This window comes from Candidatus Electronema sp. PJ (assembly GCF_048287395.1).
GTDB lineage: Bacteria > Desulfobacterota > Desulfobulbia > Desulfobulbales > Desulfobulbaceae > Electronema.
On sequence record NZ_JBLWEO010000062.1, the window covers coordinates 87,711 to 103,684 of the forward strand.

A 15,974-nucleotide genomic window follows, 5' to 3' on the forward strand; every position below is an offset into this window, starting at 1 on the left:
AGGAGCTTGGCCCGGTTTTTGGCGAGCGAAGTAAGGGAGGAGTTTGGCTCGTTGGCCAAGGAGTTTTGCTCGGCCAGAAAGGAGTTGAAGTCGGCAGCAGAGGAGTTCGGCTTGGCTAAACTGCTTTCCTGCCGACTTGCAAAGGAGTTTGGCCGACTACAACTCCTTTCCAAGTCGGCCAGACTCCTTTGCGGCTAAACAGAACTCCTTTCTTGCCGAGTACAACTCCTGTGCAAGTCGGCAGAACTCCTCTTTGGCCGAGCCAAACTCCTTTGTCAGCGAGCAAGAAAGGAGCATAAAGAGGCGTTACTTCTGCCTGCTCTGCGCATAAATGAGGCAGGCAGACTCCTGCGCCAGTCATTTTTTGCTGTGCAGAAAAAACACCATATTGTATTCTGCTCCGACGAACAAAATTTTCATCTCAGGCTGCCAGAGAGACAAGCGATCATGGATACCAGCAGACAGGAACCAGTAAAATACGATTTCAAGAGCATTGAAGCCAAGTGGCAGCAACGCTGGCTGACGGAAAAGCCCTATAAAGTCAGCGCAGACCCGCTACGGCCCAAATATTATGTGCTGGAGATGTTCCCCTATCCGTCTGGCCGCATTCACATGGGGCATGTCCGCAATTATTCCATCGGTGATGTGATTGCGCGGTACAAACGACTGCGTGGCTACAACGTTCTGCATCCGATGGGCTGGGATGCTTTTGGCCTGCCAGCGGAAAACGCCGCCCTCAAGCACGGTGTACATCCAGCGCAGTGGACGTATAGCAATATTGGCTACATGCGCGGCCAGCTCAAGGCGATGGGTCTCAGTTATGATTGGGATCGGGAAATCGCCACCTGCCGACCAGAATATTATCGCTGGGAGCAGCGCGTTTTTCTCCAGCTCTTAGAAAAAGGGTTGGTTTATCGCAAGAAAACCACGATCAATTGGTGCGAGGACTGCGCTACCGTGCTGGCCCGCGAGCAGGTGATTGACGGCTGCTGCTGGCGTTGCGATAAGCAGGTGGTGCCGAAAAACATGTTCGGCTGGTTCCTCAAGATCACCGACTACGCTGAAGAGCTGCTGGCTGACCTGGACAAGCTGGGTGGCTGGCCAGAAAAGGTTGTGACCATGCAGCGCAACTGGATTGGCAAAAGCCAGGGCCTGGCCTGCGATTTTCCGGTTGCCGACAGTCAGGGCGAGAAGATTACTATCTTCACTACACGGCCTGATACCATCTTTGGCGTGACCTTTATGTCGCTGGCCCCGGAGCATCCGCTGCTTGATTCCTTGCTCAAAGGCACAGCACAGGAAGCGGCAGTGCGCAGCTTCATCGAGCAAACGCTTGTGGAGAAGCAACGCTTGGCTTTAGATCAGGAACCGGAGAAACACGGGGTGTTCACGGGCCGATACTGCGTGAATCCCTTTACTGGCGACAAGGTGCCGATCTATGTCGCCAACTTTGTCCTGATGGAATACGGCACCGGTGCCGTCATGGCCGTGCCTGCCCATGATCAGCGCGATTTCGAGTTTGCCCGCAAGTACGGCCTGCCGGTTTGGCCGGTAGTGCAGCCGCCTGGCGAGCCGTTAGACGGCGCAGCTATGGAAGCAGCCTGGGAAGGCGACGGCGTATTAGTCAAGTCTGGCCAATTCACAGGAATGCCTGCGCTTGAGGCAAAGAAAGCAGTCATTGCTGCGGCGGAAAAACAGGGTTTCGGCAAGGCGCACATCACCTGGCGGCTACGTGACTGGGGTATTTCTCGCCAACGCTACTGGGGCGCACCGATTCCGGTCATTCATTGCGAGAGCTGTGGCGCAGTGCCGGTGCCCGCAGAGCAGCTGCCCGTGGTTTTGCCCGGCACCAAGCCGCCTTATGGCAGTCATGCCCCGCTGCACCAGCAGGAGAGCTTTTACACCGTCAATTGTCCGCAGTGTGGACTGCCTGCCAAGCGCGAAACCGACACGATGGACACCTTTATGGAGTCGTCGTGGTACTTTGCCCGCTATACTAGCCCGCGCAAAGACGATGGTATCTTGGATCAAGAAGCGGTCAACTACTGGCTAGCGGTTGATCAGTACATTGGTGGCGTGGAGCACGCGATTCTCCATCTGCTGTACTCGCGTTTCTTCACCAAGGCCCTGCGCGATCTTGGTTATCTGAACATTGACGAGCCGTTCAGCAATCTGCTCACCCAGGGCATGGTGATCAAAGATGGGGCCAAGATGTCCAAATCCAAGGGCAACGTGGTTGACCCTGACGATTTGATCCAGCAATACGGCGCAGACACGGTGCGACTTTTTGCCCTCTTTGCTGCCCCGCCCGAACGTGATTTAGAATGGAATAGCCAGGGTGTAGAAGGCTGTTTCCGCTTCCTCAACCGGGTATTCCGCCTGATTCAGGCCAATCTCGACTGCTTCGTCAAAAAAAACGCGGGCCGGATTGAGATTGGCAGCCTTGCTCCGGCTGACCGTCAGCTCCACCGCAAGACGCACCAGACCATCCGCCGGGTGACAGATAGCATTGAAAAGGATTTTCACTTCAATACCGCCATTTCCGGGGTGATGGAGCTGGTCAATCAGATCAGCGCAGAGACTGCCCAGCCTGCCGACCGGAAGGTGCTGCGCGAGGCCCTCGAAACCGTGCTGCTCCTGCTCTTCCCGATGGTGCCGCATTTCTGTGAGGAACTGTGGCAGCTCACTGGTCATGACCAGCCGTTGCAGGTGCAGAGCTGGCCGAGCTTTGATCCGGCAGCGGCAGAAGAAGATGAGCTGACCATTGTCGTGCAGGTCAACGGCAAACTGCGAGGCCGCCTGACTGTCGCCGCTGACACTGGCGAAGAAGAGCTAAAGGCTCTTGCTCTTGCCGATGACAAGGTGATCAGCTTCATCTCTGGCAAGGCGGTGCAAAAAATCATTGTGGTCAAGGACAAACTTGTTAATATTGTTGTCAAGTGAACTTGCAAGCTCAAACCAAGGAGTGCGATTGTGAACCGGATATCATCCGCTGCCCTGCTGTCTTTTCTCGCCTTCCTGCTGCTGCTCAGTGGCTGCGCGGGCTATTATTTCCCTAACGTCTATGATGGACCGGCAGTTTCCATCTATATGCCGACCTGGGGCAACCGCACCGACAAACTCGGCATTGACAGCACGATGTACAACGCCTTGTCTGAGTGGTTCCTGAAATCAGACAAAATCAGCCTGACTAAGGAGAAGGAAGCCGCAGATCTGATCTTGGCTGGCGAGATCGTCTCGATCCATTTGCCCAGTATTGGTTGGAGCGGAGCCGCCCGCACCACGGATGTCAAGGTTGAGCTGACCCTGCGCTACGTGTTGAAAGACTTAAAGAGCGGCAAAATTCTCTGGGAACAACCTAACCAGGTTTGGACTGAGGATTACAACACCGTGGCCCAGCAGGCAAGTTCAGAGGACGAGGCAATCCAGCATATCCTTGACGATGTCTCTGAAAAAATTTATCTAGGTACGATCTCCAGAATCCGTAAGGCATCACGAGGAAGTACAGCTCAATAAGGTGGCTTTGGCTCAAAGGGCGGCGGTTTCCCGTCGCTTGGCTCTTGCTTCAGCACAGTCCTTGACAAAATCGAAAGCAGGCCGGAAAATCCTTTTGTGACCTGCCTGTTTTCTTGCTGGCTGGGGTAAAATAACAAAAATCGGTAAGGCGATTAAAAACAGCTTCATATCTCGGATTATCTGGCGTATAGTCAACAAATGGAGACAGACCGGTCGCAGCAACCTGCCGGACAACCAAAGCAAAGCGAATGAGGGCATCAGATGAATTACGGTGTAGTTAGCCAAGAACAGCTTGAAAAAATTGATGAAATACTGTCTGAACAGCTCATCAAGATCGGTGTGGACTGTGTCATCATCATTGATATGGCAGGAAACATCATTACCGCGAAGGACAACGGCACGTCCAAGTATGATGTCTATTCCTTTGCCGCTCTGGCAGCCGGTAACTTCGCCACAGTCGATGCAATGGCCAAGTTAGTGGGTGAACAGGAGTTTTCTCTGCTCTTTCATAAGGGCACAGACTGTAACATCCATTTCTCGAAAATTGATGAGGAGCTGCTCCTGATCACCATGTTTGGGAAGCACATCTCCTTAGGTTTTCTCAGGCTGAATGTTGTGAAGGCTTTGGAGCAGATCCGAAAGCTCTGGTCGGGCAAATAGCGTTTTTTCTCGGCTTCACAGCATTGTCAATAGCATCAATCCATACAGCGGGAGACTGCCTTGAGCTTCATAAATCTGCGGGAAAAGATCGTTCAAGTTAAAATCGTCTATTACGGGCCAGGAAGAGGTGGTAAGACCTCCAACCTCGAATACATTAACCGGAAATTCAGCAAGCAGATCCAGTCGGAGATGGTCAGCCTGAAAACCCATGGCGACCGGACCTTATTTTTTGACTTCCTGCCCTTTGATATGGGCAAGATCAAGGGGTATGAGCTGAAAATCCAACTTTACACCGTACCAGGCCAAGTCAAGTACAACGCCACCCGCAAGCTCGTGCTGAAAGGCGTGGACGGCCTTGTCTTTGTCGCTGACGCGCAGGAGGCTATGCGGGAGAAGAACATCCGCTCCCTCAACCAGCTGCACGAGAATCTAAAGGAATACAAAGAGTCCATCTTCAAGATTCCTTTAGTGATGCAGTACAACAAGGTTGATCTGCGCGATCAAGGCATCCCCATTCTGCCCACCGCTGTGCTGGAGCAGGATCTGAATAGCAAGCTCAAAGTACCCTACTTTGAAGCCAGTGCCCTGACCGGCTACAACGTGCCAGAGACCCTGAAGAAAATCATATCGCTCACCGTGGTGTCGGTGCAGAAGAAGCTCCTGTAAGACGGACAGGCGGCTGGCGCAGCGCCTCTGACCAGTACGGATAAGACTATGGCTCCCTCTATCGACGAATTTGAAGACCTAACCCAGTTTGCAGACGAGTCCTTCGACACTGAAGAAGTCGATCTCTTTGAATTCTCGGATGACGAGGACTCACCGCTGCTTCGTCTTAAGTCGATAGTCCTGTCGCTAGATTGGGATATCACAGAGGAAATTCTCAATGAGTTGAACGAGGAGCTGGCTAATCTGCGCACGATGTGGAAGGACGACAAGGTGGCGCAGATCTATCTCCAGGGAATGGAGAATGTCGGTAAGTATATGCGAGAGGAAGGGGCCTATGCTCACCCCAATGCCATCAAACTGCTGCTTACCCTCTATCATAACTATGAAAAAATTATCTCCTCCTCTAACATCAGCGGCGACAGTATCACCACGATGCTCAAGGCGGACATCCGCAAGTTTAAGGTTCTCCAGTATCAGATCAATGCCCTGAAAAAAGTACAGGGCGGTCATGCAGAGCTGGCCGCTGAAGAAACCGCAAAACCTGCTGCGCCACAGCCGGAGATAAAGAAGAAAGGTACTGCCTCGCCGCCTGCGAAGAAGAAAGAAAGTGCGGCTCCTTCGCCGCTCCGCAGCATGGAGGCCACTATCCTGGGTTTGGAATGGGAAGTCACGGATGAGGGGCTAGAGAAGTTCAACACGGAGTCTGTTGAGCTGCGCAAACATCTGAGCGGCAACACAGAGGCGCAGGTGCTGATTCAAGGTCTCCAGGCCTTGGGAGCTTATATCCGCGAGCAGAAGAGTAATGCCCATCCTGATGCCTTCACCATTTTGCATTCGTTCTATGATGCCCTGAAAATGCTTATCGAAAGCCCGGAACTGGGCGCGGAGCAGCGGCGGCAGATTTTGGTTGAGCAGATCAGTAGTTTGAACAGCTTGAAGGAGGTCATCGCCCGTTCAGCGGCAGGCAAAGCAGAGGAGGAAGCCGACGAGCCAGAAGAAGAAACGCTGGAGGATGAAGAGGAACTATCGCCAGGCGATATGGCTCCTGATTTCGGTGAGGATGAGGATGAACAAACGACTAGCACTTCAATTCCTGCTGATGACGAAGAGGGTATAGATTTTGCCTTCTCTTTCGACGACGAGGAGGAAGCAGCCGACGATAAACCTAAGAGCAAGGTACCTTCTGCTGCCGCTCCTCAGCCTGTCGTGAAGCCCAAGGCCGCTGCGGTTGCGCCTACTGCTGCATCGGTCAAGCCGGTCAAGGACAGCGCAGATGATGAGGATGAGTTTGACGACGATTTGTTCTCAGACGGCGCAGGCAGCGGGGTCACCCCGGCACTGGCGGATGAAGATGAGGAAGGTGGCTTCAACGACGATTTTGTTTCCGCAGACATCAGCGGAGAACGGGCAGCAGAGTTGGATGAAAAGCTTGATTCCTTCTTCAATTTTGGCGATGGAAACGAGGATCAGGCAAAGCCCAAGAAGGCTGTAGCCAGCGTTCCGCCTCCAGTCCCCCCTGCGGAGCCAAAAAAGCAGTCACTGGCGGAAGTGCTTGAGGATGTGCCTTCTGAAGAGGAAGAAGAGGAGGAGGACGACCTTGATTCATCCTTCTTCAATTTTGACGACGAGGAAGGGGCCGGGGCGACCGCCGCTCCTGATGATGGTGAGGATGAGTCTCTCGGTTTTGATGATGAGCTGTTCGGCGGAGCGAAAAAAACTTCGGCCAAGCCATTGCCTGCTGTGGCCTTGGCAGATGAGGAGGAAACCGATCAAAGCCTTTCTGCGGTCTCGGCAGGAGATGAAGACGACGAGGATGACGAGCTTGATGCCTTTTTCAATTTTGATGACAACCTTGATACTGGCAAGGCAGCGGTTGAAAAGGATGAGGAGGATGCGCCTCTGAGTTTTGGCGGCAGCCAGGAAGAGGAAGCAGAAGAGGAAGAGCCGCTGATTGAGGCTGCCTTAGCCGATGAGGACGAGGCAAAGATTTCAGAAGACGCTGTTGATGATGAAGATGATGCGCTTTCCTCTGGCCTGGACTCCTTCTTCAACTTTGATGAAGAGACGCATGATGAAGAGGCGAGCAAGAAGACCCAGCCTAAGCCTGCGACCGTGTCTGACACGAATATCAACACCGAAGAGGAAGAGGATTCCCTGGGCCTAGATAGTGGGCTATTCAGCGGCCTAGATGAGGAAGAAACCGAGGTGCCGCCTGTTACTGCGGCCTTGACCGATGAGAACTTCGTCAACACCGAAGAGGAAGAGGATTCCCTGGGCCTAGATAGTGGGCTATTCAGCGGTCTAGATGAGGAGGAAACGGATGAGCAGCCAGTTGCTGCAGCCTTGACCGATGAGAACCTCGTCAACACCGAAGAGGAAGAAGATTCCCTGGGCCTAGATAGTGGACTTTTCAGTGGCCTAGATGAGGAAGAAACCGAGGTGCCGCCAGTTGCTGCGGCCTTAACCGATGCGGAAGAAGAGTCTGTTGTAATCGATCCAGGTATTGATATTGAGCGGGCGACTGAAATCAAGGACAAACTGGATTCCTTCTTCAACTTTGATGATGAACTCGCAGCAGGCGAAGCGGTAGAAGCAGCCAAAGTGCCAGAAGACACGCCGGAGCTTGACGACGAGCTGATTACCGCCTTGGAAGATGACGAGGCTCCTGGCAGCAGCAAAGAAGATGAAGATTTCTTCCGCTTCAATACAGATGAGGATACAGAGCCTGTTGCCGCTCTAGCAGACGAGGATTCCGAGCCAGAAGTCGGTGGGCTTACCTCTTTTCTCTCCACAGAGACAGCAGACAGTCAGGATGAGTTGTTTGGTGGCCTCAAGGCGGACGAGGAAGAAGACGAGGCCCCAGGCAGTAGCAAGGAAGACGACGATTTCTTCCGCTTCGATACGGATGAGGAGGAAGAGACTACGGAGCCTGTTGCCGCTCTAGCGGATGAGGATTCCGAGCCAGAAGTCGGTGGGCTTACCTCTTTTCTCTCCACAGAGACAGCAGACAGTCAGGATGAGTTGTTTGGCGGCCTTCATACGGATGAGGAGGAAGATTCTTTTGCCGCTGACAGCAAGGCCGATGAGCAGGAAGACACCTTCTTCGCCTTTGATGGAGAAATCTCTGACCAGACAGAAGAGCAGCAGGAAGATTTTGGTTCTGAGGAGGCTGAAGAGGCAGCAGAAGGGCTTTTTGGTCTGAATATGGTTGAAGAACACGAGCCTGCCGCGCTTTCTGACGAGGAAGCAGATAATGACCTGCTGCTTGGCAAAGAATATGAGGCGGATAGCGAGTCAATGGCCTTATTTGGCCAGGATGAGCTGCCGGATCCTTTTGCCGACAGCATAGAGACTGACGAACCGGCAGCGGAAGTGGAAACGGCTGACTTTGAGGAGCCGGAATCCGAGCCTGTATCTGTCTCCGAAATATTCTCTTCACTTGCTGCTATTGCCGCTGCTTTGCCTACAGTACCGTCTGAGCATCATCTGCGGCAGGTCTCAGAACTGGCAGCAGCGGCCCGGAAAGAACCGTCTGTACCGCCCCATCAATCCATCATGCTGAACCTGCTCGACACGTCAGCGGCCATGCTTGCTAAGGCTCCGCCCGGCGCGGCAGGCAATGCGGCGATTGTGCAAGAGTTAGCTGCGGGCCTGGATAAGGCAGAAGAACCGCGTGTGTTGGCAGATATGATCAGCCGCTACACGTCCTGGCAGCAGGATTTCTTTACGCAAATTATCAGCAGCGGCCAGCAAGGAGAAGACAACGGCTCTGAGGAGAGAGTACCTCTGTCTATTCAGAAAGGATTCTCTCAGCTCAAGCAGGAGCTGATGGAGGAATTCCGCCAGCTCAGGAAAGAACTGCTAGAGGGAAAGTGATCTACGTTTTGCAAATTTCTGCCAGTCTTCCAGAGAACAGCGGCAGATGAATGGTTTTGCCGAACAATTTCTCTTTATTCAATAGCTCTCCTGCATAGGTCAATACAAAGAGTCGAGTCCCATAGTACAGCAAACAGCAAGCAAGTTGTATCGGAGAATGCGTTGTTTCTTCCTGTTGCGGTATTTGTTCCATACTATGCACAGGTTGCGGACGATCTTTGCACATAGGTCAGGGAAGAATCCGGCTTGTTTGCCAAGGAGTTTGGCTCGGCAAGAAAGGAGTTGGAGTCGGCAGCAGAGGAGTTTGGCTTGGCCAAACTGCTTTTCTGTTTAGCCACAAAGGAGTTCTGCCGACTATAACTCCTTTCCAAGTCGGCCAGACTCCTCTGTGGCTAAACAGAACTCCTTTGGTACTCGGCCAAATTCCTTTCCTGCCGAGGAGAACTCCTTGGCAAGTCGGTAGGACTTCTCTTCTGCCGAGCCAAACTGCTTTATAAGTGAGCAAGAAAGGAATGTTTTCTCGGTGTTAAGCAAAAAACACTGTAACAGAAGAAAACGGTTTACTCTCTGCTGCACCTTACTTGCTGCGACATGGATTTTGACCTGTTGGCGTATGGAAGAGGTCTCGGTTGTTTTATATCCGGTCAGAGGGAGCGATTGTATGCGATGTGTAGTTTCCTTCCTGAACTTGTTATCTTCATTTTATTCTGATTGCGAATGCTCCCTGCCAACACATTTTCCCAGATAGAAGAAAGAAATCTTCTTGGGATTCGCATCCATCTGATCACAGAGGTAAGGCTGCATGAATATATAACGCATGTTATAGATGCAAAGCTGCGTGCTCTCATTTTGAACGTGAATGTTCACTGTTACAACACAGTGTATTCCAATAGCTGGTTGCGTGACTTTTTAAATCATTCCGATATTACGTTCTGTGACGGCTCTGGGGTCTTGTTAGGGGCAAAATTTTTTGGCTATCAGATTCCTGAACGGATAACGTATGCAGATTGGATGTGGAATTTAGCAGCATTGGCTGAACAACAGGGCTTTACCTTCTTTTTTCTTGGTGCCAAACCCGGTGTTGCCGAAAAGGCAGCGGAGAAACTCTTAACACGTTTTCCCCAGTTAAAGATCACAACCCAGCATGGGTATTTTGATAAAACAAGCGACTCAGAAGAGAATAAAAAAGTTGTCACTCGCATTAATGCAGTCAAACCGAATATTCTCGTTGTCGGTTTTGGGATGCCAACGCAGGAACAATGGTTGAAAGAGAATTGGGCCAAGCTCGAGGCAAATATTGCTTTAACTGGCGGGGCAGTATTTGATTATATCTCTGGAGAATTACAGAGAGGCCCTCGCTGGATGACAGACAATCATTTGGAATGGCTAGCGCGGTTGCTGATCGAACCCAAACGGCTTTGGCGAAGATATACAGTTGAAAATGTCTTTTTCCTCTATCTGATTCTCAAAGAACGCTTCAGCAGAAAGAACCGTTAACTTGCCTGAAGCTGTTTCAGCTTTCCTTTGCTGCATTGTTCCTTTCCTCATCTTTTTCTTCTGCTCAGGAAGAAGAAAAGCTACGTCTCGGATGCGCTTGCCCACTTGAGTGAAGAGCGTTGCGGAGCATTCCTGCAAAAAGGGCAAAAAAAGAAGCCCGCTGGCTGCGGTAGGCCAGCGGGCGGGGAACAACGGAGAGAGACAGAACAGGAGAACTGCTCAGGCCGGACAGGGCGCAGGAACAGTGGCAGGGAACAACATGCCCGGAAGAGAAACGGGCAGCCTCTTCTTCCGGGGTTTTGCCGGACTGCTGATAACTTGGGGCTGACCCGGCTTGCGGAATTCGACATACTCCCAGCAGTCTGGGGAATCGGCAATCGCCCGCATCAGGCTGTGATGCAGGGCATGACCAGAGCGACTGGCGATGACATGACCGAGAATCGGACTACCGAGCAGGGCCAAGTCACCGATCAGATCCAGCACCTTATGACGGACAAACTCGTCCGCAAAGCGGAGACCGCCCTCGTTGAGGACGCTGCGGCGGTTCCAGTGGATGGCGATGACATTCTGGAGGGTGCAGCCAAGGGCGAGGCCGTTGCGCCATAGCTCCTCAACCTGCTCGACAAAACCGAAGGTACGGGCCTGGGCAATTTCGGTGGCGAAACACTCTGGGGTTAGATCGATAGCGCAACTCTGGTCACTGATCAAGTCAGTGCCGAAACTGATGCTGCCAGTGATTTTAAAGCCGTCATGCGGCTCTATGCGGATGAATTTATCGCCGGAGATACAGGAAACTGGCTTGGTAAAGCGAATGACTTTGCGCAGAGCACGCTGCCTTTTTTTGCCTGCCTTGTCAAGAAGCTGAACAAAGGGGCCTGCACTGCCGTCCATGATCGGGACTTCGTGAGCATCAAGCTCAATCTCGGCGTTATCAATGCCTGCACTGTGCAGGGCGGCCATTAGGTGTTCGGTAGTGGAGACTCGCTCTTTGCCGCTGCCAAGCGTAGTGGCGAGGGTGGTGTCAACAATCTGCTCCATTCTGGCTGGAATGGCGGTCTTTTTGCCCAGCTCGCTGCGCAGGAAGCTGATGCCGCTGTTTTCTGCCGCTGGTCTGATGGTCAGATTCACGGTCTTACCCGAATGTAAGCCGATGCCGCAGCAGCTCACCGGATGCTCTACAGTGTGCTGATGCGGGTCAATGTTGATCGCCATGTTCTTCCCCTTGATGCCCTGTTGGTCTTATTTACTGTCCCTTTCTTTTTAGCACTTTCTTATGCAAAAATCCGGCCAAAAATTTTGTTTTTTGCATTTATTAGAAAGGGGGAATATTTCCTAATAAGATTCAGAGGGATGAATATTGACAGTAGCAGAGGATGGTAACGACAGACTGTGTCTAAAGCAACACATTGACCAGCTGTATCAATAAGTGTGGCTTTTTTGCCACACTGCTATGTCTGCGGCAACCATTGCTTCTTTCCGGCAGCGTAGTTCAGTACCAGCTTATCCAAACTAGATTCCGGTGCAGCCTGCATGATCACCCCATACAGAGGCAGCTTCAGCGTGCAGTTAACTGCCAAACCACGCAGTTTCACCAAGTCCTTTTCCGTGCAGAGAAGGCAATCTGCCCTAGCACTTGCCGCAGCCTGGAGTAAGTGCTGCACAGCCCTTTCCTTGTAAACATGATGATCCGCTAGAGCCTTAAAGGCAACTGGCTCGATAGCCAGCTGTTTGAGCGTCTTCTGAAAGCCTTCTGGCCGGGCAATGCCACAGAAGGCAAAGCAGCGGCGACCTCCCAGCTCCTTCGGTAACACCTGCATTCTTTGCCCATTTACGTCCTGCCTTACTAGGCCGATAGCTCGGCTACCACTGAAGAAGACCTGCTTCCCAGGAAACTTCTCTTGCAGCATGTTCTTGAAGCGCACAGCTCGAGCAATGTTAGCCTCCTCTACACCTGTTAGAACAAAGGCATGAGCACGGTACAAAGCACGTACAGGCTCACGCAAATCACCTCCCGGAAAGACCCTTGAATTACCAGCCAGTTCATCCGCATTAAACAGCACCAGATCAAGGTCACGGCGGACAGCCAAGTGCTGAAAGCCATCATCCAAGAGCAGGACATTTGCGCCCATCTCTACAGCCTGCGCCGCAGGCAACTTGCGTACTACACCGGTCAGAACCAGCACGCCAGGCAGGGTCTCAGCTAAGAGTCTTGGCTCATCACCAACATAGGAAGCCTCCAGCCGCACTTGCCTACCATCAGAGACAATATTGACTCGTTCCTTGGTAGCACCTCCATAGCCACGACTGATGATAGCAGGTTGGAAGCCATGCCGCTGGAGTAGCCGAGCAAGATGCTGCACCAGCGGGGTTTTGCCTGTGCCACCTAACATCAGGTTGCCAACACTGATCACAGGTACAGGCAAGGTGGTCGTGGCCAAGACTCCATTGCGATAAAACTGCTCTCGCACCCGCATCATGAAGCTATACAACGGTGCCAACGGCCTGCCAACGGCTTGGTACAATTTCCGGTTCATGGGCTTCATCCACCTATCTTTTCAGTTTCCTGGTGCATTTTTATTTGAGGTGTGAAAAGATAGCAGATTACCGCCTGCTTTGCAATGTAGGCGGACAAAATATCTCCACCATAAAACCATTTAACTGTTTCGCAGGAGGAACATCATGTATCAGGCGCACAACGTGTTTTTTTGGCTCACAGTCATCAGTGCAGTAGCAACCAATTCCCTGGCCGCTGATCCAGTTAAGATTGGGGTAGCAGGCGCGCACAGTGGCGATCTCGCATCATACGGTTTGCCTACTGCTCGGGCAGCACAATTGGTCGTGGATAGCATCAATGCCAAGGGCGGCATTCATGGGGCACCGGTAGAGTTAGTCCTGGCAGATGATGTCTGCAAACCTGAGGTAGCAGCCAACACAGCATCGAAGTTAGTGTCTGGCGGGGTGCGGCTGGTTATTGGCCATATATGCTCCGGGGCAACCAAAGCTGCCCTTCCTGTGTACACCGAATCTGACGTAATTGTTATGTCACCATCAGCTACGGATAGCGATCTCACCACCAGTGGTAAATACCCAACATTCTACCGGACGATTGCCCCGAATAATGCCCAGGCAGAGACTATCGTTGACTATGTTGCTGACACCCTGAAAGCTCAGAAGATTGCCATCATTCATGATAAAGGTGACTATGGCAAAGGCTTGGCAGAAGATGCCCAAGCACTGATCAAGAAGCGCGCACTGGCCGAGGTTGTTTTGTTTGAAGGGATTACGCCAGGCGCGGTTGATTACTCAGCGATAGTGCAGCGGATTAAGATGGCACGAGCAGAGGCAGTCATCTTCGGAGGCTATCACCCAGAAGCCTCGAAGATTGTCACCCAAATGCGGAGAAAACAGCTCAAGGCCACCTTCCTTTCTGATGATGGAGTAAAGGACGATACGTTCATCAAGATCGCTGGTAAATATGCTGAAGGTGTCTATGCAACTGGCCCAGCAGATGTATCAGAGAACCCTGTAACCAAGCACTATCGCCAAGCCTATAAGGCCAAGTACGGTGATGAACCAGGAGCCTTCTTTGATAATGCCATTGCCGCTGCACTTTCCCTAACCAATGCCGTGGAAAAAGCTAGCTCAACAGACTCCAAGAAGGTAGCCAAAGTGCTGCACGAGCAGATTGCAGTCACCCCGTTTGGCGAGATCAAATTTGATGAGCATGGGGATGCCATTGGGGTAGGTTATACCCTCTACATAGTCAAGGAGGGCAAGTTTGCGCAAGTGCAGAAGGATAGCCCCCTTCCGCCTGTACCTAGCCTGAAGAAGTAAGCAATTGTTCTCTTCGCCTATCTTTGCTGCTTAAGAGCGTATCTTAACACACAAAGATAGGCGGCCTCCCTGCTTATCTCCCTCCCCCTCCCTTCCTCAACACCTCCCTCGCTCTATCCTCATGCATACACATTGAGGATGTCAATCATCCGGTTACTATAAGCCGTATTCACCAGTGCATAAAGGGCAGCATAATCATTAACAGTAATAGTTAAATAGGTAACAGTTGAGCCGGTATAACCCAGAATCTCATACCCACCATCACCATTAATTATCACTGCATCTCCCACCTTACCACCCTCGGTCATATCGAGCAAACTGATCCGTAGTATTTGATCTTGGTTATTAATGACAGCTTGGATACGTATTCGTTGCGATGCTGTTGCTGCACCGCCAGTAATATTGACAAGTGGGTTGTCTTCAGCTCCTGACAAGATACCAGTTGCTAGCGCACCGATACTTACCTGCAAGGGTACACGAAGTCGCTTGTTGTAGGTTCCTGTGCGTAAACTTCCATTCTCTGTATAGCTGGTGGTTACTGAGATCAGATATTCATTATTATGGGTACTTGTCTGCGCAGGATAATCAGCAACCACAATGATTTCTGAGTTAGCTCGTTTACCAAAGTTAGTCTGGACAGTCCTACCATTTCGTGTGCCTTCTATCACGCATTCAGCACCAGGCATCGTATTATCAAAGTACATATTCGTACCGTTCAGCACGATAGAAGTACCGCTCTGCATCACATTCTCCAAGCCTGTAGTTACATCAGTGACCGCGATAATCATCGGTGCCTTTTCTGTAGCGGCAATCTTCTCTGCTGAGGCTGCACTTCGGACATCATCCCGCAAGGTTTTTGAGGCACTCACTTGGACCTCTAAGCATTCTGACAAGGGTGGTAATGGGGCGACAGCTGTAGGTAAACGGGTAGCAAAATTGACGGCAAATTTAAGGAAATTTTCCAAGTTGATGGCATTGCCATTTGCCAGCTGAATCAGCACCTCTTCGCGGAATTCTCGTAGCACAAATTCAATTAAACCTGCTGATAATTGTGGATTGCGAGCAGCCATCGCTGAGGATACACCTTCATAATCAAGGGTTGTGTGTGCCACTGTGCGTGCTCTATAGGATGCAGGAGTCGTTAACTTATTTTGTTCTACCTTCCATTGAATGCTGGCCATGATCAATCTCTCAGAATATTTTTTAGAAAAAGACTGCTGTTATAAGTATAGATCAAGGGTAATGAAAAAGTCAAGAATATAACCGTAGGGGCAGGCCCCTGTGCCTGCCCTTGATGCAGAATAGACGATGGTATTATTGCGGGAAAGACGGTGGTATTGATTCGGAACAGATAACCGTAGGGGCAGGCCCCTGTGCCTGCCCTTGTTCCAGAATAGACGATGGTATTGATTCCACACAGATAACCGTAGGGGCAGGCCCCTGTGCCTGCCCTTGATGCAGGAGAGACGATGGTATTATTGCGGGAAAGACGGCGGTATTGTTACAGGGCAACCACAGGGGGTTGCCCCTACAGTTGCATCATGGTTGGATGGCAACATGCGTAATAGTTGACCGGCAACTATTACGCATGTTGGTCGGCAACTATCATGCATGTTGCCTGGCGAGATGGGTGCAACGCGGTGTGTTTCTACTTTGCTTCGGTCTCGTCAAGCATCTCTTTTGCCTTCTGGTTTTGTGCATCCTGAAGGGCCTGCGAGTCGTGCGCTTTGTCCAGCGGTTTCAGTATTTGTTCTGCGGTGCTTTGTGGGACCTTATCAGCGGGCCGTGTTACTGCACCTTTCTTCTCGACTTCAGCTTCCTTTTCCTCTGAACAACCCACAAGCAGGGCCACAAGTGCCAGGCTACAAGCAGCGGCCTTAAGGCTATTCCTGTTGCGCAAAGTGCTTCGTAGTGTCTGCATGATC

General features: G+C 51.5%; 14 protein-coding genes. 8 read left to right on the top strand and 6 right to left on the bottom strand.

Annotated features, from left to right (window positions below):
* Nucleotides 1-18: 18 nt before the first annotated feature.
* The gene (locus ACNKIB_RS10140) at nucleotides 19-198 is read left to right on the top strand and encodes a hypothetical protein (RefSeq protein WP_417910431.1); all 180 of its coding nucleotides are present in this window, start codon (nucleotides 19-21) and stop codon (nucleotides 196-198) included.
* On the opposite strand, the gene ACNKIB_RS10145 is transcribed toward ACNKIB_RS10140, so the two are convergent.
* Nucleotides 157-297 (bottom strand): hypothetical protein, encoded by a 141-nt coding sequence (locus tag ACNKIB_RS10145; RefSeq protein ID WP_417910432.1) that lies wholly within the window; start codon nucleotides 295-297, stop codon nucleotides 157-159. The genes ACNKIB_RS10140 and ACNKIB_RS10145 overlap by 42 nt on opposite strands.
* A gap of 150 nt (nucleotides 298-447) precedes the next feature.
* On the opposite strand from ACNKIB_RS10145, the gene leuS reads away from it, so the two are divergent.
* The 5 genes from leuS to ACNKIB_RS10170 all read left to right on the top strand — a co-directional run bounded on the left by leuS (nucleotide 448) and on the right by ACNKIB_RS10170 (nucleotide 8,718).
* On the top strand, nucleotides 448-2,943 hold the full coding sequence (gene leuS / locus ACNKIB_RS10150) for a leucine--tRNA ligase (RefSeq protein WP_417910433.1): 2,496 nt from the start codon (nucleotides 448-450) through the stop codon (nucleotides 2,941-2,943).
* 30 nt (nucleotides 2,944-2,973) lie between these two features.
* The gene (gene lptE / locus ACNKIB_RS10155) at nucleotides 2,974-3,516 is read left to right on the top strand and encodes an LPS assembly lipoprotein LptE (protein ID WP_417910434.1); all 543 of its coding nucleotides are present in this window, start codon (nucleotides 2,974-2,976) and stop codon (nucleotides 3,514-3,516) included.
* Nucleotides 3,517-3,777: 261 nt separating this feature from the next.
* Nucleotides 3,778-4,176 carry a roadblock/LC7 domain-containing protein gene (locus ACNKIB_RS10160; RefSeq protein ID WP_417910435.1) on the top strand — a complete coding sequence of 133 codons (399 nt, stop codon included), beginning with the start codon at nucleotides 3,778-3,780 and terminating at the stop codon, nucleotides 4,174-4,176.
* Nucleotides 4,177-4,236: 60 nt separating this feature from the next.
* Nucleotides 4,237-4,842 carry a GTP-binding protein gene (locus ACNKIB_RS10165; protein WP_417910436.1) on the top strand — a complete coding sequence of 202 codons (606 nt, stop codon included), beginning with the start codon at nucleotides 4,237-4,239 and terminating at the stop codon, nucleotides 4,840-4,842.
* Between the two features lie 48 nt (nucleotides 4,843-4,890).
* Entirely contained in the window at nucleotides 4,891-8,718 is a 3,828-nt protein-coding gene (locus tag ACNKIB_RS10170) for a hypothetical protein (protein ID WP_417910437.1), read from the top strand.
* 354 nt (nucleotides 8,719-9,072) lie between these two features.
* On the opposite strand, the gene ACNKIB_RS10175 is transcribed toward ACNKIB_RS10170, so the two are convergent.
* Nucleotides 9,073-9,252, bottom strand: coding sequence for a hypothetical protein (locus tag ACNKIB_RS10175; RefSeq protein ID WP_417910438.1), 180 nt, complete (start codon nucleotides 9,250-9,252; stop codon nucleotides 9,073-9,075).
* 183 nt (nucleotides 9,253-9,435) lie between these two features.
* Between ACNKIB_RS10175 and ACNKIB_RS10180 the strand changes: the two genes are divergently transcribed.
* Nucleotides 9,436-10,215, top strand: a complete 780-nt coding sequence (locus ACNKIB_RS10180; RefSeq protein WP_417910439.1) for a WecB/TagA/CpsF family glycosyltransferase — start codon at nucleotides 9,436-9,438, stop codon at nucleotides 10,213-10,215.
* 219 nt (nucleotides 10,216-10,434) lie between these two features.
* Here the strand turns inward: ACNKIB_RS10180 and lpxC are convergent, their stop codons facing one another.
* Nucleotides 10,435-11,427 carry a UDP-3-O-acyl-N-acetylglucosamine deacetylase gene (gene lpxC / locus ACNKIB_RS10185; protein WP_417910440.1) on the bottom strand — a complete coding sequence of 331 codons (993 nt, stop codon included), beginning with the start codon at nucleotides 11,425-11,427 and terminating at the stop codon, nucleotides 10,435-10,437.
* A 236-nt stretch (nucleotides 11,428-11,663) separates the two neighbouring features.
* On the bottom strand, nucleotides 11,664-12,749 hold the full coding sequence (lpxK, locus tag ACNKIB_RS10190; RefSeq protein WP_417910441.1) for a tetraacyldisaccharide 4'-kinase: 1,086 nt from the start codon (nucleotides 12,747-12,749) through the stop codon (nucleotides 11,664-11,666).
* A 145-nt stretch (nucleotides 12,750-12,894) separates the two neighbouring features.
* On the opposite strand from lpxK, the gene ACNKIB_RS10195 reads away from it, so the two are divergent.
* The gene (locus tag ACNKIB_RS10195) at nucleotides 12,895-14,049 is read left to right on the top strand and encodes a branched-chain amino acid ABC transporter substrate-binding protein (protein ID WP_417910442.1); all 1,155 of its coding nucleotides are present in this window, start codon (nucleotides 12,895-12,897) and stop codon (nucleotides 14,047-14,049) included.
* 119 nt (nucleotides 14,050-14,168) lie between these two features.
* Here ACNKIB_RS10195 and ACNKIB_RS10200 read toward each other — a convergent pair whose 3' ends face one another.
* Nucleotides 14,169-15,230, bottom strand: coding sequence for a hypothetical protein (locus ACNKIB_RS10200; RefSeq protein WP_417910443.1), 1,062 nt, complete (start codon nucleotides 15,228-15,230; stop codon nucleotides 14,169-14,171).
* A gap of 467 nt (nucleotides 15,231-15,697) precedes the next feature.
* The gene (locus ACNKIB_RS10205; protein WP_417910444.1) at nucleotides 15,698-15,970 is read right to left on the bottom strand and encodes a hypothetical protein; all 273 of its coding nucleotides are present in this window, start codon (nucleotides 15,968-15,970) and stop codon (nucleotides 15,698-15,700) included.
* Nucleotides 15,971-15,974 lie beyond the last annotated feature (4 nt).

Excerpts from the sequence above, each read along its gene's own strand:
- ACNKIB_RS10145 (WP_417910432.1), bottom strand. The coding sequence starts at position 297 with ATGCTCCTTTCTTGCTCGCTGACAAAGGAGTTTGGCTCGGCCAAAGAG.
- leuS (WP_417910433.1), top strand. The coding sequence starts at position 448 with ATGGATACCAGCAGACAGGAACCAGTAAAATACGATTTCAAGAGCATT.
- ACNKIB_RS10160 (WP_417910435.1), top strand. The coding sequence starts at position 3,778 with ATGAATTACGGTGTAGTTAGCCAAGAACAGCTTGAAAAAATTGATGAA.
- ACNKIB_RS10170 (WP_417910437.1), top strand. The coding sequence starts at position 4,891 with ATGGCTCCCTCTATCGACGAATTTGAAGACCTAACCCAGTTTGCAGAC.
- ACNKIB_RS10180 (WP_417910439.1), top strand. The coding sequence starts at position 9,436 with ATGCTCCCTGCCAACACATTTTCCCAGATAGAAGAAAGAAATCTTCTT.
- lpxC (WP_417910440.1), bottom strand. The coding sequence starts at position 11,427 with ATGGCGATCAACATTGACCCGCATCAGCACACTGTAGAGCATCCGGTG.
- lpxK (WP_417910441.1), bottom strand. The coding sequence starts at position 12,749 with ATGAACCGGAAATTGTACCAAGCCGTTGGCAGGCCGTTGGCACCGTTG.
- ACNKIB_RS10195 (WP_417910442.1), top strand. The coding sequence starts at position 12,895 with ATGTATCAGGCGCACAACGTGTTTTTTTGGCTCACAGTCATCAGTGCA.
- ACNKIB_RS10200 (WP_417910443.1), bottom strand. The coding sequence starts at position 15,230 with ATGGCCAGCATTCAATGGAAGGTAGAACAAAATAAGTTAACGACTCCT.
- ACNKIB_RS10205 (WP_417910444.1), bottom strand. The coding sequence starts at position 15,970 with ATGCAGACACTACGAAGCACTTTGCGCAACAGGAATAGCCTTAAGGCC.